The organism is Methylophilus sp. DMC16 (assembly GCF_056314045.1).
The window spans coordinates 1,665,811-1,683,465 of sequence record NZ_JBQUZC010000001.1; the positions used below are offsets into that span (position 1 = coordinate 1,665,811).

The following is a 17,655-nucleotide window of genomic DNA, read 5'->3' on the forward strand; positions in this document are numbered from 1 at the left end:
ATGTCAGTCTCCTGGGGGGAATTTAAGATTACTTCACGTCAAATACGAAGTTGCCGCTGGATTTGGCGTTTGCAATGCGTTTTGCATTACGTGCATCCATGGCTTTGATGGCTTCCTCTTGTTTGTTGAGTTCCACCGGATCATGTTTTGGGTCGTATTTGGAACCCGCAATTTTTTCCGGATAGCCGGGTTTGGCTTCCCAGCAGTTACCTGGCTCTTTACAATTTTGACCATCGTAAGCCAGAGCCTGATTGGACACTGCCAACACACCAGCCACGGCCAGTAATGTCATTACGTGTTTCATCACATTTCTCCTTAATCACAAATTAGCTGGTGTATTTTTTTCAATTATCAGAGGGCCCACCAGCCTAACCCTCTGGTAAGTCGTTTAACCGTGAGGCGTTGCCGCGCCACCGTTTTTAAGGTTCTCTTCCTCCTGGTGACGAATCCAGGCAATAATATGAATAATCTCATCCACTTGCAGGCGGCCCTGTTGTGGCCCCATCATGCCGTTCGCCCCACCATAAATGGTTTCAAAGATGCCCTTGTCGGTTTGATTTTTAGGATAAGTCCAGTATTCATCTGCCAGCGCCGGACCTAACTTGCCCTCAGCCAAGTGACCATGGCAACCAGAACAGGCGGTTGAGAAAATCGTATAGCCTTTTTTGATCGCTTCAGGATCGGATCGGTAGGGGTTTTCACCGGTGGCTAAAAAATGCTTGGCTTCAGGGGTAAAGGTCTCACCGTCCATCGGTGCGATCTCCAGCACATCCCCCGAAATCGTGCCACGAAACTCCAATGGCGGACCATCTTTCAACGCGACATGCACGGCAGTGGCTGGCGTTGCAGGCGCCTCTGCTTTAGCCGCAGAAGGACTCGCAGCAGATTCATCTTTGGCGCAGGCCACCGTCAGAAAAGCAGCCATGACCAAACCCGTCAGACCCAAAGCCATGGTCAGCGGTTGACGCAGGCGGCGTAAATGCGGTTGTTGAGATTCTTTCAATTCAAACTCCAAAACTTGATTAACAAAATACAGTGACTTAATGCAGACTCAACAGAGGAATGCCTTCATCCTTGAGGATGGCAGTAATCTCTGCGCCATGCGCATCAATGACACGATTCAAAGCATCCACCAGCTCGGGGTGCTGCTTGTTGACGCCCATGACCACGTTGTAGTGCATGGGGATTTTTTCACCGTTGGTTTTTTTGGCGGTATCTTCGACGATCACCATATTCAACGGCACTTCGGAAGCACGCACATAACGCGCAGCTTCTGGCGCCCACAACATCGCCATATGCAAATGCATATTGGCCACATCATTCACCAGCCGTGACGGCTCGACGTGGATGTAACGGTTGCGGGTGGACTGAAAATTCTGGATTTCAGTAAAGTAGTCAAACATGTCGTCAAAACGGTTGATTTGCAGCAACATGTTTTTACCGGGGCTATCCGGCATGACACCAATACGGAAATTTTTCTCTTTGAGGTAGGGATGATCCCAGGAGGTCACATCAATTTCACGGTCTTTGCGTGTGATAAACACATAAGCTGAACGATAGTAAGGTTTGGTCGTCAGCACACGCGGATCATTCGGATCGGTGCCAATCAACACATCACATTTACCTGCTTCCATGTCTTTTTGCAGGGTGAGTGGATTGGTCCACCAGAAATAGTTAATTGGCAGATTCATGGCCTTGCCAATCACATTTGCAATCTTGTTTTCAAAGCCCTCTTGCTTGTCATTTGAAAAAGGCAGCTCGGACTTACCAGCACAGACATTGAGCGCATTTGCAGCCACGGCAGGCAACGCCAACAGACTGAATGCCAACGTGAGGCAGGCGCTAACCCAGCCAGCACGGACTCTTTTTACATCAGGAAACATATTTGCTCTCTTCACTCTAGGGCTGAGAACAGGGTGACCGGCCCGTCTTGCGACCGACGGCCACCCTGCACACTACATCAACAGGTTCAGGACTTGAATTACAGGCTGAACACCATCAGGCCACCGCCCATTTGTGTGTGGTTTTGCAGTTCTTTGAACGCACCAACCGCACCCAAACCAGCACTTGGGTCTGTCAGGTCAAACACCAGACCAACGCCTGGCCAGCCACCGACACCGTACATGCTGCCGACGTATTGTTTACCCTTGAAGGAGTAAGTCATTGGAGACCCGATACCACCAGATGGCATCTTGAAGTTCCACAGCTCTTTACCGTCTTTGTTATCCAACGCTTTCAGGTAACCATCCAGTGTTGCGTACCAAACCAGGCCGCCTTTGGTGTACAAAGTACCGCCCCAAGCTGCAAATTTCTCCCACTTGGTCCATTTGGCTTTACCAGTGGTCAAGTCAAATGCACGGATCTGACCCATTTCTTTCTTGGTTGGGCCATTCGGGCCAGGGTACATCGCCAGAGTTGCACCGACGAAGAACTGACCGGCACGGTATGGCAGCATGAACGGCTCCCAGTCCATACAAATGTGGTTCAGACCTGCGTACAAGGTACGGCTTTCTGGGTCGTAAGAGTCAACACCCTGGTTGTGGAAGCCCATCGCAGATGGACAAATGTTGGTGCCTTTGTGGTCCATACGGGTTGCAAACTCTGGATCACGCACTGGTGTGCCTGATTTCAGGTCCACTTTCTTGAACACGTTCACGGCTGGGTCGACTTTTTCAGCCACGATCAGCTTGCCGTTTTCACGGTTCAGCGTGTACAAGATACCGTTACGGTCAATGTGGCTGAGCAGCGGTGTCATCTTGCCGTCAACAGGTTGGTCAGTCAGCACCATCTGGTTCACACCAGCAAAGTCCCACTCGTCATGAGGTGTCTTTTGGTAACCCCATTTCGCCATCCCGGTGTCGAGGTCACGACCCCAGATAGTCATGGTCCACTTGTTATCGCCAGGACGCATGGTTTCGTTCCATGGTGCTGGGTTGCCGGAACCGTAGTAGAACAGGTTCAACTTAGGATCGTAAGCATACCAACCCCAGTTAGTACCGCCACCGATTTTCCAGGCATCGCCTTCCCAGGTTTTGAGGCCCAGGCCAAATTGACCGTAGTGTGGGTTTTCTTTGTTGAAGTCTTTTGCCAAACGGATGGACTCGTCAGAACCGGTTGCGAACGCACGCCATTTCAGTTCACCTGTTTTCAGGTCCAGTGCGTTAACCGCACCACGCACACCCAGCTCAGCGCCAGAACAACCGATCAAGACCGTGTCTTTGGCGACAAACGGTGCCTGTGTCAATGTCTGACCGACTTTCGGATCACACATTTCCACTTCCCAGTTCACCTTACCGGTTTTGGCATCCAACGCCAGTACATGGCCATTGGCTTGTTTCTTCACGATTTGACCCGCGCCGTAAGCCAGACCACGGTCTACCACGTCACAGCACATCACTGCTTTGGTAGAAGCATCTTGCTTAGGTTTGTGTTGCCAAACAATTTTGCCTGGATCGTTCAGATTCAAAGCATAAGTGTTATTTGGGAAAGCGGAGTGGATATACATCATGTCGCCGATGACCAATGGCGCACCTTCGTGACCATTGAGCACACCGGTAGAGAATGACCAGGCTGCTTTCACATTTTTAACGTTGGATTTGTTAATTTGTGCCAGCGGGCTGTTGTGCTGGCTATAATAGCCACCGGTTGCCACAGGCCAAGCCCCTGGGGTGTTCAATGCCTTGTCCAGGTCAGCATCCGCAAATGCCAGACCAGAAACGCTGGCAAACAAGCCTCCAACCAAAGCGCCAACAATGGCACGTGTTGAATTGTTTTTCATACGATCTCCTAATCTCTCAAGAATGAGTTTGATGTGTTGTTGCAGTCACCCCCCCGAATGCTGCACTTCACGACCGAAATTGTTAATAATTTGTAACATTGGCAATAGATGAAACATTCCCTATCATCTATTCAAGAATTCATCATCGCATCACACCCCACAACGGGAATCTTTCACTACAGCCAGCCTAAGGATGTGGTCTATAGTGGCGCACATTCACTTGGCGCAAATTGACCGCCAACACCGTCAATAGCAGATGTGCTCTGCGCTGACTGAGTGGATCTTTCAAGTCATGCATTCATATCATTGGTCTATGCCATTCTTTAGGGTATTTCATCAGCTCGGCCATCTCAGTCGGGCCAGTCGTGACACGCTTATCGTGATCGCAGGCGTGGCCGTCACCTTTGTGCTGTCATCCGCATTCGACCTGGCAGAACGTGTGAACGCCTGGCTACTCACCTATGAATATGCGCAACTAGACGAAGTCCCACTGACCCTGTTTGTATTGGTGTTGCTCAGTGTGTGGTTCAGCCAGCGCCGCTGGCGTGAGATTCATGCCGAAATCCAGCGCCGCAAACAGACCGAGGCGCGTCTGAGTAGCAGCCAGCAGCTCTATAAAACCCTGTTTGATGGAGATTTGACCGGGAATGTAGTGCTGGACCTGGAAGGCAACATCGGCATGCACAACCGCGCCTTTGAGCGTATTTGCCGCCCACTGAGCCACAACCGCAATACACGTGAGTTGTTCAGCTTTGACTGGCTGCCATTTATTGTGCAATTGCAACAGCAGCAGGAAATCAACTTCAACAAGCTGCAAATCCGCCGCCCAGATGGCCTGCCGTGTTATGTGAGTGCCCGCTTTGTTTACATGGCTCCCAGCGACAACCAGGCCGCACAAATCCATGGGTATCTGGTAGATATGACTGAGCAATGCCTAGTCGAGCAGGACCTGGAACGTACCCTGAAAGAAAACCGTGTGCTGGCGCGCCATGCCATGCAGGTGCAAGAGCATGAACGCAAATATATTGCCAGCGAGATTCATGACGAAACCGGGCAATACCTGACGGCGATCCGTATGGATGCACTCACCCTGCAAAAAAGCACGCCGGAGCAGGCGCATGTGATTGCGGTCAGAATCGCCTCCAATACGCAACACGTCCAGCAATCCATCCGCGCCCTGATCAAGCATCTGCGCCCGCCCGCGCTGGATTCACTGGGCCTGGTCGGGGCCATCGAGCGACTGGTGAGTGACTGGAAAAAACTCAATCCGCGCGTGGATTGCCATTTGCTGCTGGATACCGGCGAGCATGCCTTAAACGAAGATATCAATATCGTGGCGTTTCGCGTGACGCAAGAGGCGCTGACCAATATTGCACGTCACGCCCAGGCCACCGAAGTCTGGATCGATTTGCAGGTGATCCAGCGTCAGGACAAATGGTGGTTGCAGATTGAAGTACGTGACAATGGCAAAGGCATGGATACTTCACTGGCCACCGAAGGCGTCGGCCTGGTCGGCATGCGCGAACGCATCGAATCCCTGCATGGCAGCTTCAAGCTCATGAGTGGCTTGCAAGCCGGCACCTTGATTACTGGCCTATTGCCCTTGCAGGCACACCCGCAGGCTTTGCCTGCCTCTTCCTTACCCACCAACCCGGGAGTCAATGACTATGCAACATCCTAAATGGCAAGGCCTGATCGTACTGCTGTTCCCTTTTTCGCTCGCAGCCAAAGACCTCAACACGCTAGAGCAACCCTTCTTGCAGGCTTATAGCGGAAAATCCCGCCAATTTGTCGAAGAGCAACTGGGCAAACCGGTGAAAAAAGAAGTGGCCGTTAAACCCCATAACGCTGACCAGATCCTGCAGGAAAAAGGTCAAGCGACGGCAGGCGAAGGTGACAGCGTTGAAATGTGGTATTACCAGGGCAAGATTCAATATGCGCCAAATAAATATTTCAATACCGCCGAACTCACATTTGCCAACGACAAATGTGTGAACATCACCTTTGCCAACAAGAAGTAAGGAGTCGTACGCGTCATGGCCAAAGTAATGATCGCAGATGACCACGCCATGCTGAGGCAAGGCTTGCGGACCATGCTGGAGCAGGCCAACCACCAGGTCACGCAAGATGCATTGAGCGGCGAAGAAGCCTGCCTGCTGGTGGAAAAAAACCACCCGGACTTGCTGATCCTCGATCTGGACATGCCTGGCATAGGGGGGCTGGAAACGCTCAAACGCATTTTGCACCGCAAGCCGCAGATGCGCGTGTTGATTTTTAGCATGCATGATGACTGCATCTATGCCACGCGCGCGATTCAAGCAGGCGCACGCGGCTATGTGACCAAAACTGAGCCGCCAGAAGTGGTGCTGGAGGCGGTGCAGAAAATCCTCAAGGGCGGCCGCTATATCAATAACGAACTGGCGCAGAGTTTGTCCATGTATCACCTGGAAAGCCAGGAAAACCCGATCCAGAAACTCTCGCCACGCGAGTTTGAAGTGTTCCGGCGCATTGCCCAGGGCGAGGCGCTGGCGGCAATTGCCAAGGCCATGCATATTGGCTACAAAACCGTCGCCAATATCCAGACCAGTGTGCGGCAAAAGCTGGGCGTCGAAACCACGGGCCAGCTGGTGCATATTGCCGTGCGTTTTGGCATTATCAAGGGCTTGTAAGCGCAGGGTTGCCCATGATACTGATCATTGCCCGCAAAGAATTACGCAGCCTGTTTGCCACACCCATGGGCTGGCTGGTGCTGGCCATCTTTCAGGCCATTGTTGGCACTTATTACAGCCTGAGTTTTAACCAGTATTTCGAGATCATGCAAAGCGCGCATTGGCAGGTACAGCGTATCGGCCTCACCCAGTTTATGGCAGAAGGTGTGTTTGGTGTGGCAGCCGTGCTGATGCTGTTTGTGGTGCCGCTGGTAAGCATGAAGCTGATCAGTGAGGAGCGCAAAAACCAGACCATGGCCTTGCTCATGAGTGCACCACTCAGCATGACTGAACTGATCCTGGGCAAGCTGCTTGGCATCCTCAGCTATTTGAGTCTGTTAATTCTCAGCATGGTGCTGATGATCGCGCTGCTGCTGCCCTGGGCAGAAATTGACCTGCCCTATCTGCTCACGCATGCGTTTGGCTTATGGTTATTGATGCTAGCCAGCAGTGCGCTCGGGCTCTATATTTCTTGCCTGACCGCCAACCCTATCCTGGCAGCATTCTGCAGCCTGACCGCGCTGACTTTTTGGCTGTTGCTGGACAAGTTTTTCAGCGACGACCACCAGGCCCTGTTTCATGATTTTTCACTGATGCAGCATTACCGCCAGTTTGCGCTGGGCATCCTCAATAGCTACGACATCCTGTTTTTTGTCTTGTTTGCCGGCTTTTTTGTGCTGCTGGCGATCCGGCGTTTACATGCGGACCGACTGTATGGCTAATACAACCAAAGACACCTCCACCGCCCCTCCTTTAAGCCAACGCCTTGCCCACTGGTGGCAGCATCAACTGGTGGTGCCTGCGCTGCTGATTGTGGCACTGGGACTGGGCTGGCTGGCCTGGCAGTTTCATGCCATGGCAGACACCACACACAATCATCGTAATACCTTATCTGCCGCCAGCCAGCAGGTTCTCCATGACCTGCCGGGTCGCATAGAGATTATCGCCTTTTGCAGCAACAGCCCGTTCAAAGGCCGCTATTTCCGCAAGTCGATTGTGGCGCTGGTGCAGCGCTATCAGCAGCAACACCGCGGCATACATCTGCAATTTATTGATCCGGCCACCGCACCTACGCTGGCCAGAGAGTGGCAGATTAAAAAAGAAGGCGAAATGCTGATCCGCTATGCCGGCCAGCAGCAGCGCCTGTATTTGCCTTACACCGAAGAAGCCTTTACCAATGCCTTACTCAGCCTGCAGCATGGCGAACGCGCCCCGCTGCAATTTCTCGCGGCCCATGCATTGCATGACACGCATGGCACTGGTTTGAGCCAATTGGCACAAGCCCTACAAAATGCAGGCATCCCCGTCTTGACCGGAGACCTGCCAGCCACGCCAGCGAAAACCTTACCAAGTTTGGTCCTGGCCGGGAGCGACAAACCCTACTCGCCTGCACAAATCGCGGCGATTCGCCAACATGTGCAACAGGGCGGCAACCTGGTTTGGCTCACCACCTCGCCACAGGCACAGGGCTTGCAAGCACTGGCACAAGACCTGCGCCTGACCATTAGCCCAGGCATAGTCATTGATCCCGTCAATCGCCAGTTTGATATTCCCCTGCATGATTTAAGTACCCAGCGCTATGGCGCACGCGGACCAACGCAGGAATTTGGCTTGCGCACCTTCTTCAACCAGGCGCATGCAATAGAGCACCAGCGCATCCCGAATGACCCGTGGCAAAGCCTGCCGCTAGTGGCCGCCGCAGAGCAAGGCTGGGTGAGCGCAAGCTATCAGCCCGCCCATCCGGCGCCCTCCGCCATGACCTTTAATGCCACCAAAGATACGCCCGGCCCGGCCACGCTGATGCTGGCATTGGAAAAACCCCTAGCCTCGGGCAACAAACAACGCATTCTGGTCATCGCGAGCCCAGACTTTTTTTCTAACCAGCAAATCCAGCGCGGCGGCAACCTGGCACTCAGTCTGCAAAGCCTGCAATGGGTCGTGAATAACCAGCCTACCGTCAGCCTGCCCGTGACGCCACTCCGCGATACTGTGATTGCATTACCGACGCAGCGTACCTGGCTGATGCTGCTGTTTAACGGGTTTCAGTTTGGACTGCCATTGGCCTTGCTGCTCGCCGGCGGCTGGGCCTGGCGCAGAAAACAGCGCGCTTGAGGTAAGGTTAAAGGTTAGTGCGTTCAGAGGATTGAGAGGACGCTTGATAACCGCAAGATAATCAGTGAGATTGATGATTGAATCTATTTCATACGGCGGACTGAAGACGAGTCCGCCCTACACGGGCTAATCCTAGCAGACCTGAAGTTGCCATCTTATTTATCCTTGTTAACATTTAAAAAGCTATAAAACCGTGAGTACCAAATTGCAAGCAATCCTAATATGAAAAAACCTATTGAAAGAGGGTGAAAATTAATCAACCATAACTCTTGGTAATGCTTAAGGACTTCATTTTTTGAATAGCAGTCAACTGCATGACCATTAAGTTTCACTTCAGCGACCATATAATCTTTGGCAAATATGCCACCAACATTCCTAGCAAAAAGAACTTGCACAGGGGCTTGCTCACTGATAAGCGCAAGACTTTCACGCGTTTCACAAAAGGACGCGTTGTTAACACCAAATTGAGCGTAGCTGTAAGAAAACCAGGGATATATGTACAGATCATGGTCAAAAACGGTTTTATTTTTATGAGGATTAGGGACTCTAATTACATATTTGCCACCTCTGACGTTTCTTTTTTCTATTACCCCTGAAATTGTGTAAGTGTCATGCATATCCAAGTTTATTTTTGGCATATACCAAAACGTTGTCCAAATAAGCGTTAGCACCAGCTTTAGAAGAGTTTTCTTGTTTACATCAATAGCCCTCGTAGGGCGGACTCGTCTACAGTCCGCCATATGTTTTGGCTTCAACAAACAACCTATCAATTTGCATAACGCAAACGCCCTTCCATGCCAATTAAACACCGGAATCTACATCCTCACATAGCGTATAAAAAAGCCCCGCAATATGCAGGGCTTTTGTTGATTTGGCAGGTCTGCCATTCCGTTGGCAAGTCGATGCTTACAAGCCGGACAAACCTTTTTCAATCGCCTGATTATGTGTGGCTTCTGTTGGCGATGTTGGTGCAACCGCCGCAGGTTCTGGTTTGGCTGCAGGGACTGCAGGCGCAGTGGTGTCAGCGTTCAGGGTCATTTTAGAGAAGTCGCCATAAAACTCAACCTTGGCCTCTTTGCGCAAACTCGCAACCTCATTCTTGATCAGTGTTTGCTGTCCAGAGTTGACCAGGAACTGCTGGATCACTGGTTTAGCATTGTCAAAATTGACCGGTTGGCGATCGACTTTGGCCAGATACAGCAAAACCAGCGCTTGTGGGCTTTTGACCACCAATGTATCACCGGCTTTCAACGCGTTAAGCTGCTTGAGCAACTCGAGTGGCAACTGTTCGGCGGCTTTGCGGCTGGCATTCACGTTAAAGACGTATTTATTGTCTTGCAGCCATTTCGCAATTTCCTCAGGCGTCTTGGCAGCATTAATGCCTGCTTCAATTTCGCTGACGTGTTGCGTGCCATCTTTCACGGCAAATTCCTGGATCACATACACATTACGTTCGCTGAATAATTCAGGATGCGTGTCATAAAACTTCTGGATATCCGCTGCAGAAGGGGTGCCCTGTTTAGCGGCCACTTTTTGCATATAGGCTTGCGCCAGCACTTGCTGCTTGGTGGCCTCTAGCACTTGTAACACATTCGGGTCACGGTCAAGCTTTTCGTCCACAGATTTTTGCTTGAGCAATTCCATGTCTACCATTTGCTGTAACACTTTTTCAGATGCGGCTTTCACTTGCGACTGGTCCAGCTTGCCCAGTTTGGACAAGGCAAAATTCAGCTGGTGAACGGTAATTTCACTACCATTCACCTTGGCAACCACCTGGGAGCCGACTTTACTGGCTTCATCATGTTTGCTGCAACCAGCCATTACCAGCATCAGTGCTGGTACGATCAATGCGATTTTTTTCATCATCACCCTTTAATATTCGCTATTTTTAACTTCTGTTGCGATCACTCGCAACCTGATAACGGTTTTTAATCCGCCGTCTTGAGCAAGACGCGCTGTTCAAGACAAACGCTTACACACTCGGTTCACCAATATTGCCAATGGTCACCAAACACTACCCACGCCCCTAAGAGCGCATTGGTGGTGACATGCGCAATGATTGCGACCCAGAGCACCTGGAAATGACGGTATAACCAAGCATATACCAATCCTGCCAACAGCCCTGCAAACCAGAGTTGATGCTCCACAGCGAATAATACGCTACTTAGCAGGATTGCATAAGTCGTGACTGCGGCAGGTGACACAGTCAGAAAATCGTTCGCATCCAGCCTGCGCATCAGATACGAACGCCAGAACAGTTCTTCAATTACAGGCACAACCAATGCAGAACCCGCCCAACGGCACGCTAACCAGAACAGATCCTCCCCTGTCTGCATAGGCATCGCCACGATGGCTTGTGTCTCGCTCCCGCCCAACCAGACTGGGTAAGGCGCAACCCACAGAACAAACACCAGCACCCCCGCCAGTAAAGCAAGCCCGATCTGCGCGCGCGCAGGCTTGTCGGTCAACTCGCGATAATCGGCTTTAAAGTAGAACAGGCACGCCAAGGCCAGCAAGCAGCGACACAAATACGCCGCTTGCCCCGCCACCCCCAGCGCAGTGAAGAGATCCACTAACCAAGGCTGCAGGGCCAACAGCAAAATAAAGCCGATAAACGGAAAGATGCGCGCACATTCTGCGCGCGTGAACCAGTGATCAATTAAACGCATCATGCAGGCAAGCCTATCATCAAACCGTCTACCTGCCTATGCTGGAAGCCACTTAAGGCGTTGCAACTTTGTCGACCTTGTTTTCCAGTAACTGGCTGTGCTTTTCTTGAAGGATATTCTCAAGTTCAACCCGCTTTAATTGAAAAAACGGCTCTGAACGCAGCACTTTTTGATAAAAACTGGCATTGTCATACAAATCCACCAACTCATGCCCATACGCATACAAACGGCTGTTTTTTTCTTCGCAGCTGGTCAGCTTCTGGTGGTTGTCACTCACTTTGGAAAGCAGTTGTTTGCGTTGCTGCTCGTTGCTCTCTTGCGTCGCATGTGCAAGCTTGAGTTGTTGTTCGGCCGCCTCAAGTTGCTGGTTTTTTTCGGCGAGCTGTGTTTGCAACTGTTTGAGTTGCGCAGATAACGCGTCTTTTTCCTGCAACAGCTTCTGATTGTCAGACTGCAATTGCTGGTTGCGTTTGAGCTGTCCCTGTAATTTGGCCGAATGCGAGCGCTGTGCAGACTGCGCCTGATCCAAGGCTTGCGACAAGCCCTGTTTCTCTTGCTCAAACTGCGATTGCAGGGCAGATTTTTCCGCCTCCATATCCTGCTTCATTTTTTGCATGAGGATGGCGGCACGTTTGGCCGATTTGTCCTGCTTTTCTGCAGCAGCCGTTGGCTCTACACAGAGTCCAATCAAGCTCAGGCTCAGCAGGAGTGACGAGATGAGTTTCATACAGTCCCTTTAAAACCGGCCATTAAAGTCGAGGAAAAAGGTATCCACAGAGAATGGCAAACCAGAAATTTCATCGGCACTGACGTATCTGGAAGATAACCAGGCATTTTTGCCCAAGCCGTACTGTGCGCCCAAATAAAAGCCTTTGGCATCTGTGCCACCAAGACGGAAGTTAGAGTCGGTGAAACCATCCAACATAGCGTCAGCTTCAAGACGCCTATATCCCCCAAACACTTGCCAGTCATGCAGTTTTTTAATCATTGGATGCCCAACCATGAGCGCAAACTCATACCCCTCATCCTGCTCATCATATAATGTGTTGGTTCGACGCAATATTTCTTCTTGATCGAAGCCGATATTTTTAACATAGGCCCCATGCAAAATGACATGGACAGGATCGAAAACTGCCAAGTCGACCTCACCAGTAAAGTTGATTAGCTGAAACTGCGAGGCCAGCCCACAAAGTGAAGGATTGTTTTGACTGCCGCAGTTATTTCCAAACGGATTCATTTTAAAGGTACTGTTCCCCTTTTGTCGCCAGAGAGGAACAGTCGCGTCATAGCGTGTATCTCCAACAAACTCTCTCGGCTTACCTTCAACGTTTTTAAAATCATAATAGGCAACGCCAAGCTTCACCTTACTGTTGTTATCAGAGGTCCATTCAATCCCACCTTGCGCGGCATATAACCATTTATCGCGAGCCTTGTTGGTATCTGAACTTTCAATCTCTTCAATAGGGAAAGCTCCTGCTGTTGAGAAGAGTTGCCAGTGTTGGTTAAGTTTAGGATTGACTCTCGCTACCAAGCCGTCAAATGCCAAATCAGGATCCCAGAGCAAGTCTGTGTTGAACGTCTGATTGCCAGTAAAGAATGGGTTGGCAAACCGGCCGCCTGTTAAGGTTAACCAATCATAGGGTTTAGCCTCAAGAAAAGCTCTGTCCAGCCCAAAGATAAATTTACCCTGCGAGAAGCCTTCTGTCTGGTTTGGAGTCACTGGCGTCTGTAGCATACCAGTGGTAAACCGAATACCACCATTCAACCAGTCATTAATATGTAGATTAGCGCCAAACAAGGCGCGAATACGCTGACGCTGCCTGTCTTCACTGGTGTTATTGACTTGCATATATTGCCTATTATTAGAAGCAAGATCTGCAGGCGTCACATTATTATCACTGAACATATCTTCCTGGTAGCGCAAACGCAGAGCCCCCGTCCACTCAACGCGATCAATCCACTCTGGAATCCCTAACCGCTCGCCTGCCTTGTAATTGAGTTTTTTCATCACCTCTTGCTCAATCTCAGCACGCATTTCGTTTTTGACATGCTCAGGCACATATTGCACGCGGATCGCTTTCGATTGCGTCGCCGCAGCTGGCGCATCTGGTGCGGCAGATTCGGCAACACTGGCCGCTTCTTCTTGTGCTTTTTGTTTGGCAGCTTGCGCTTGCTTGAGCAAAGCATCCGCTTTTTCTTTAGACAGTACACCCTCTTGTACCAGCAACTCGATCAAATTCATGGTGGTGGCACGCACCTCTTCCAGTGATTCACGTTCACCGGCGAGTACACCCTGGGCTTGTGTGCTAAACAGGCCGGCCACCAGCCATGGAATCATCCAGTTCTTTGCTTTTATCTTCATATCTTTCCCTAGTTACTTTCGCTCTTTACCAAGAGGCTCTTTACTGCGAGGCTTGCGATCAATAGTGATTAACGCTGTTGTGTGTTCCGTACTTCATGACATGTTTTTCGAGGCCATTCTGACGATGACCTTTCTTGGCATATCCTCTGGCGCAGACTCTTTCAACGGCGGAATCCGGCTCAATACTTTGCGGATCAAGGCATCGGTTTCAACATCACCACTGGAGTCAATCAATTCCGCATGATCAATGTCGCCCTGGGCATTTAAAAACACCCTGACATCGACCTGATACTTCACTTTGCTCAGTCCACTTTCTGCATCCAGCGCTTTCTTGATTTGCGCATCCACCTTGTTGGTAAACCAGGCAAACGCAGCCATATTCTTTTTGCCGCCAATTTTGGGACCAGTGGTGACGTCGCCCCCCTTGTACTCATTATTCACGGCACCGGACTGAAAGGGACTTGGGCCATCTCCCGCAGCGCCTTCCATCTTGAGGTTCTCGGCAGGCGGTGCTTCAACCGGTTTGGGCTCAGGCTCTTTAGGCGCTTCTTTCGGCTGCTCCTTCGGCGTTTCCTTGGGTGGCTCTTTAGGCGGAGGCGGCGGAGGTGGCGGCGGTGTGTCGGGCAGCAATTTCACAGTAGTGATTTGCTTTTTCTGCGTCGGCCCACCCGAAAACAGTTTTTTGATGCCATAAGCGATGCCAGCCAAGACGGCCAGCACCAATACAGCAATCAGGATGCGGGTCGCCCACAGCCGTGCGGGGTGTACCGGCGTATCAGTGGAAAGGTTATCTTCCATCGCCATACCCTAGGTCCCAATTTTGCCGGTCACCAGGCCGACATTTTCAATTTGCAAGCGGTTAACGAGGTCAATGACGCCGATGACACCGGCATACGGGGCTTGTGGCTGACCCTTGATCATGACGTTGAACTTGGGATCCATGGCCTTGGCCTGGTTGAGTTGTGTCTCCAGTTCAGCCATGGTCACGCCAACCCCATTGATGGTGAGCGTGCCGCCCTGTTGTACCTGCACGATTTTGATGTCGTGTTTTTCAGTGCTAGGCTTGTTAGACGGCTTGGGCAGATTCATGGTCAAGCCTTGTACGCCCGCCGTGGTCATCAGGATAAAAATCACCAGCAGCACATAGGCCAAATCCAGCATGGGCGTGATGTTGATGGTGTCGTAAGGTTGGGCGTCGTTCTGAACTTGCATGGCTTACTCCACCACTTTCTTGGTCACCAGGCCGACTTCGGTAATGTCCAGCCGTTTACAGATTTCCAGCACTTCAGAGACCTTTTCATAATGCGCGGCGGCATCCCCCTTGAGCACCACCGGCAGCTCGGGATTGCTGCTTTTATATTGCGCCAGCCGCTGCTCCAGCTGTGCCATATCCACCGGGAACGCATCAAGGTAGACACTGCCATCACTGGTAACGGTAATCGCGCGCATTTGCGGTTTGGCCAAGGCAGCAGAGTTCACCGTGTGCGGCATGTCGACTTTGACGCCTTGCACGGACGCGGTAGTCATGATGATAAAAATCACCAGCAGCACATACGCCAGATCCAGCATGGGCGTAATGTTGATCTCATCGTAGAGCTGGTTCTCTTCTTTGACGCCTTCTGACATCGCTTATGCCTTATTCCTTACCGTACAGTTCAGCGGTACGGGTAATGAACTCATCGACAAAAATCTGCATGGCGATGGTGATGTTTTTGACGCGGCTGGCCAGATAGTTATAGCCAAACAGGGCAGGAATCGCCACGCCCAGGCCAGCCACCGTGGCCAGCAAGGCGGCTGCAATCCCCGGCGCAATCGCGTTCACGTTAACGTCACCGGCGGCGGCAATGGCCGCAAAGGTGATCATCACACCCACCACAGTCCCCAACAGGCCCAGGAAAGGTCCACCGGAAATCGCAATGGTCAGCAACACCATCATGCTGTTCATGCGCTGGGTTTCACGCACCAGATCGGCATCCACAGCGGCCTTGATCGCATCAATTGAGGCGCCGCCCAAAGCCACTTTGCCATCCACTTCACGTTTTTTGATTTCACGTAAGCCAGCTTTGTACAAGCCAAACAGATTGGAGTGGGTGTAGCTACCGGTTTTGTCCAGTGCCAGCAAGTCGGCTGCGTTCGATTGCTGGAAACGCTTCAAGAACAAGTCATTGTCTTTGTCAGTCCGGCTCACCAGGCGTGCTTTGCTCACCATCACCCAGGCGCTGATGGCGAACATCACTGCCAGAATCGCGATCACCACTTTGGCATCCACGGTCAGACTGTTGATCAGGATGCCCATGTAGTTGGCTTCGCCGCCTTCTGCTTCTTCTTCCCCGCCAGCGGCTGCCACTTTCACCATGCTGGCATCCGCGCCTTGTGATTGGGCAACCAAGGTCAGCCAGGCGGCACTGCGGGCAGTGTTCGCCAACTGCAATTCATCGACTTCAGCATTCAGGTTTTCGCCCAGCGTGAATGTCGCAGCCGCTTGCGCATCGGTCACTGCTACTTGACCAGCGACTTGGCCATTCAGGTAAACCAAAGCCTGGCCAGCCTGAAACACCAACGCCACATGCTGCCATTGACCGGCTTTTAACTCGCCTGCTTTGGTGGCTGCACCACCGGCCTGCAAGGACAAGGCGCTGCCATCCAGCTGCAGGCTGACATTGCCGCTTTTGAACAACACGGCGGTTTGTGGCAAGCTGGCAGGCTTAAGCCAGACTGACCAGGTGCTGCCATTGGCCAACGCAGGTACGGCAGGCAAAGTCAATGCCAATGGACTGTTATTCAGTACGGCGCTTTCTGCAATCAATCCGGCTTTTTGTACAGTCGCGTTGCCGCTGGCCGTCAGCTGGCTCGGGCCGCTATCCTTGAGCAAGGCATTTTCAGAGAAGGCAAACCGTGCCAGCAAGGCCGGATCATTCAGTGCCTGCGCATCGCTGGCGGCTGTGGCAGACTCATTGCCTGCTGCCAGATTGATAAACAAATCCTTGTTGGCCGAAGATACTTGCGGCAACACCACCCAGGCCACCGCCAATTCGTTGACGGCATCATATTTTTCCAGGGTAAACTTGAGTTCGGTTTTGTCATCCGCCGCAATAAAACGCAGATCAGCCCCATCTACATTGGCGCCGGTAAAATCAAAATTACCGGAATGCAGACGCACCAGCATCGGCGCCTGGTTGACTGCCTCTTTGATATTGGTAGTGTCTATGCTGATTTTTTGCTGGGTAGCCCAGTCTTTGTTCCATGCAGCCTCGCCGGAAACAGAGAGTGTGAGCCCTAAAATTGCAACCAATAAACCAAGTGTGTTCTTCATAGTTTTGCTGACAAGTGAATTTGAGCAGCAAGTCTAAAGAGTGAATGTTGCAGTCACATTAAGACAGGACTAGTCGGACTAGTTTTTTCTGACACATAGGCAGAGCGCAAAAAAGCCCGGCGAACCGGGCTTTTTTTGCTACAAGTGCAAACAGGGTTATGACTGACGGCGGGTAGCGATCCAGCCAATCACGCCCAAGCCCAGCAGCATCAGGCCAGACTGGGTTGGCTCAGGCACTGCAGCTGCGTAAGTCAGGCTACCAGCACCGGACAAACCCAGTGTGGTGTCATAGGTAAAGTAAGCATCGGAGGCATCAGCACTGCCCGCGATAAAGCTAAAGCCAATCGCCGGGGTGTTCGAGTTAACAGACCACTCAATGCCAGTAAACACGCCATCCTGAAACACAGCGGTTGCATTAGCCAACGCCGGCGTGGCCAAATCAAACACGCTGCTGCCAAATTTAAAGTTCAAGCTGCTCAGGTTAATTAACTCAGTGCCGCTGGACAGCAGGCCCGCATCATCAAAGCTGAATAAGCCTTGGTAGCTGGTGCCATTGTAATAGCCGGAATCCACCAGGCCATTAAACTGCAGGGATTGAATAGCGGCTTGCGCAGGCATCACCACTGCCAGCAAGGCCACTAAGGTGATTTTTTTGATCATATTCATTGCAATATTCCTCTAGTAAAACTTTTAAATAGTAAAAGTATGCATTA

General features: G+C 51.4%; 19 protein-coding genes. 5 read left to right on the top strand and 14 right to left on the bottom strand.

What is annotated here, in order from left to right; translation table 11 throughout:
* Positions 1–28: 28 nt before the first annotated feature.
* From ACT53D_RS07880 to ACT53D_RS07895, 4 genes are all read right to left on the bottom strand, one after another.
* The gene (locus ACT53D_RS07880) at positions 29–304 is read right to left on the bottom strand and encodes a methanol dehydrogenase [cytochrome c] subunit (RefSeq protein WP_194747393.1); all 276 of its coding nucleotides are present in this window, start codon (positions 302–304) and stop codon (positions 29–31) included.
* Between the two features lie 84 nt (positions 305–388).
* Positions 389–1,003 (bottom strand): cytochrome c(L), periplasmic, encoded by a 615-nt coding sequence (gene moxG, locus ACT53D_RS07885; RefSeq protein ID WP_275357161.1) that lies wholly within the window; start codon positions 1,001–1,003, stop codon positions 389–391.
* A gap of 37 nt (positions 1,004–1,040) precedes the next feature.
* Complete coding sequence (gene moxJ, locus ACT53D_RS07890; protein ID WP_275357162.1) at positions 1,041–1,883, bottom strand: methanol oxidation system protein MoxJ; 843 nt, start codon at positions 1,881–1,883, stop codon at positions 1,041–1,043.
* A gap of 98 nt (positions 1,884–1,981) precedes the next feature.
* On the bottom strand, positions 1,982–3,778 hold the full coding sequence (locus ACT53D_RS07895) for a methanol/ethanol family PQQ-dependent dehydrogenase (protein WP_194747397.1): 1,797 nt from the start codon (positions 3,776–3,778) through the stop codon (positions 1,982–1,984).
* A 292-nt stretch (positions 3,779–4,070) separates the two neighbouring features.
* Here ACT53D_RS07895 and ACT53D_RS07900 point away from each other — a divergent pair, with 292 nt between their 5' ends.
* Genes ACT53D_RS07900 through ACT53D_RS07920 form a run of 5 tightly spaced genes read left to right on the top strand, consistent with a single transcriptional unit; the run spans position 4,071 to position 8,598 of the window.
* Positions 4,071–5,459: a histidine kinase gene (locus tag ACT53D_RS07900; protein WP_379077036.1), complete on the top strand. Its 1,389-nt coding sequence runs from the start codon at positions 4,071–4,073 to the stop codon at positions 5,457–5,459.
* Positions 5,446–5,799 carry a hypothetical protein gene (locus ACT53D_RS07905; protein WP_194747399.1) on the top strand — a complete coding sequence of 118 codons (354 nt, stop codon included), beginning with the start codon at positions 5,446–5,448 and terminating at the stop codon, positions 5,797–5,799. The genes ACT53D_RS07900 and ACT53D_RS07905 overlap by 14 nt, the downstream gene beginning before the upstream one ends.
* A 15-nt stretch (positions 5,800–5,814) precedes the next feature.
* Positions 5,815–6,447 carry a response regulator gene (locus ACT53D_RS07910; RefSeq protein ID WP_194747401.1) on the top strand — a complete coding sequence of 211 codons (633 nt, stop codon included), beginning with the start codon at positions 5,815–5,817 and terminating at the stop codon, positions 6,445–6,447.
* 14 nt (positions 6,448–6,461) lie between these two features.
* On the top strand, positions 6,462–7,208 hold the full coding sequence (locus tag ACT53D_RS07915; protein WP_194747403.1) for an ABC transporter permease: 747 nt from the start codon (positions 6,462–6,464) through the stop codon (positions 7,206–7,208).
* Complete coding sequence (locus ACT53D_RS07920) at positions 7,201–8,598, top strand: DUF4350 domain-containing protein (protein WP_476155508.1); 1,398 nt, start codon at positions 7,201–7,203, stop codon at positions 8,596–8,598. Before ACT53D_RS07915 ends, ACT53D_RS07920 begins: the two co-directional genes overlap by 8 nt.
* Before the next feature lie 155 nt (positions 8,599–8,753).
* On the opposite strand, the gene ACT53D_RS07925 is transcribed toward ACT53D_RS07920, so the two are convergent.
* From ACT53D_RS07925 to ACT53D_RS07970, 10 genes are all read right to left on the bottom strand, one after another.
* Positions 8,754–9,356 carry a hypothetical protein gene (locus ACT53D_RS07925; RefSeq protein WP_476155510.1) on the bottom strand — a complete coding sequence of 201 codons (603 nt, stop codon included), beginning with the start codon at positions 9,354–9,356 and terminating at the stop codon, positions 8,754–8,756.
* 148 nt (positions 9,357–9,504) lie between these two features.
* The gene (locus tag ACT53D_RS07930; RefSeq protein ID WP_476155512.1) at positions 9,505–10,461 is read right to left on the bottom strand and encodes an EpsD family peptidyl-prolyl cis-trans isomerase; all 957 of its coding nucleotides are present in this window, start codon (positions 10,459–10,461) and stop codon (positions 9,505–9,507) included.
* A 122-nt stretch (positions 10,462–10,583) separates the two neighbouring features.
* Positions 10,584–11,270: a CAAX prenyl protease-related protein gene (locus ACT53D_RS07935; protein WP_476155514.1), complete on the bottom strand. Its 687-nt coding sequence runs from the start codon at positions 11,268–11,270 to the stop codon at positions 10,584–10,586.
* Between the two features lie 49 nt (positions 11,271–11,319).
* Positions 11,320–11,994 (bottom strand): hypothetical protein, encoded by a 675-nt coding sequence (locus ACT53D_RS07940; protein WP_476155516.1) that lies wholly within the window; start codon positions 11,992–11,994, stop codon positions 11,320–11,322.
* A gap of 9 nt (positions 11,995–12,003) precedes the next feature.
* Complete coding sequence (locus tag ACT53D_RS07945; protein ID WP_476155518.1) at positions 12,004–13,509, bottom strand: putative porin; 1,506 nt, start codon at positions 13,507–13,509, stop codon at positions 12,004–12,006.
* Between the two features lie 213 nt (positions 13,510–13,722).
* A complete protein-coding gene (locus ACT53D_RS07950) occupies positions 13,723–14,427 on the bottom strand; it encodes a TonB C-terminal domain-containing protein (protein ID WP_476155520.1) in 705 nt (234 codons plus the stop codon).
* Between the two features lie 9 nt (positions 14,428–14,436).
* On the bottom strand, positions 14,437–14,841 hold the full coding sequence (locus ACT53D_RS07955; RefSeq protein ID WP_194747416.1) for an ExbD/TolR family protein: 405 nt from the start codon (positions 14,839–14,841) through the stop codon (positions 14,437–14,439).
* Between the two features lie 3 nt (positions 14,842–14,844).
* Positions 14,845–15,255, bottom strand: coding sequence for an ExbD/TolR family protein (locus ACT53D_RS07960; RefSeq protein ID WP_018986307.1), 411 nt, complete (start codon positions 15,253–15,255; stop codon positions 14,845–14,847).
* A gap of 10 nt (positions 15,256–15,265) precedes the next feature.
* A complete protein-coding gene (locus ACT53D_RS07965; RefSeq protein ID WP_379077018.1) occupies positions 15,266–16,942 on the bottom strand; it encodes a DUF2341 domain-containing protein in 1,677 nt (558 codons plus the stop codon).
* 156 nt (positions 16,943–17,098) lie between these two features.
* Positions 17,099–17,608, bottom strand: coding sequence for a PEP-CTERM sorting domain-containing protein (locus tag ACT53D_RS07970; RefSeq protein WP_379077016.1), 510 nt, complete (start codon positions 17,606–17,608; stop codon positions 17,099–17,101).
* Positions 17,609–17,655: the final 47 nt, after the last annotated feature.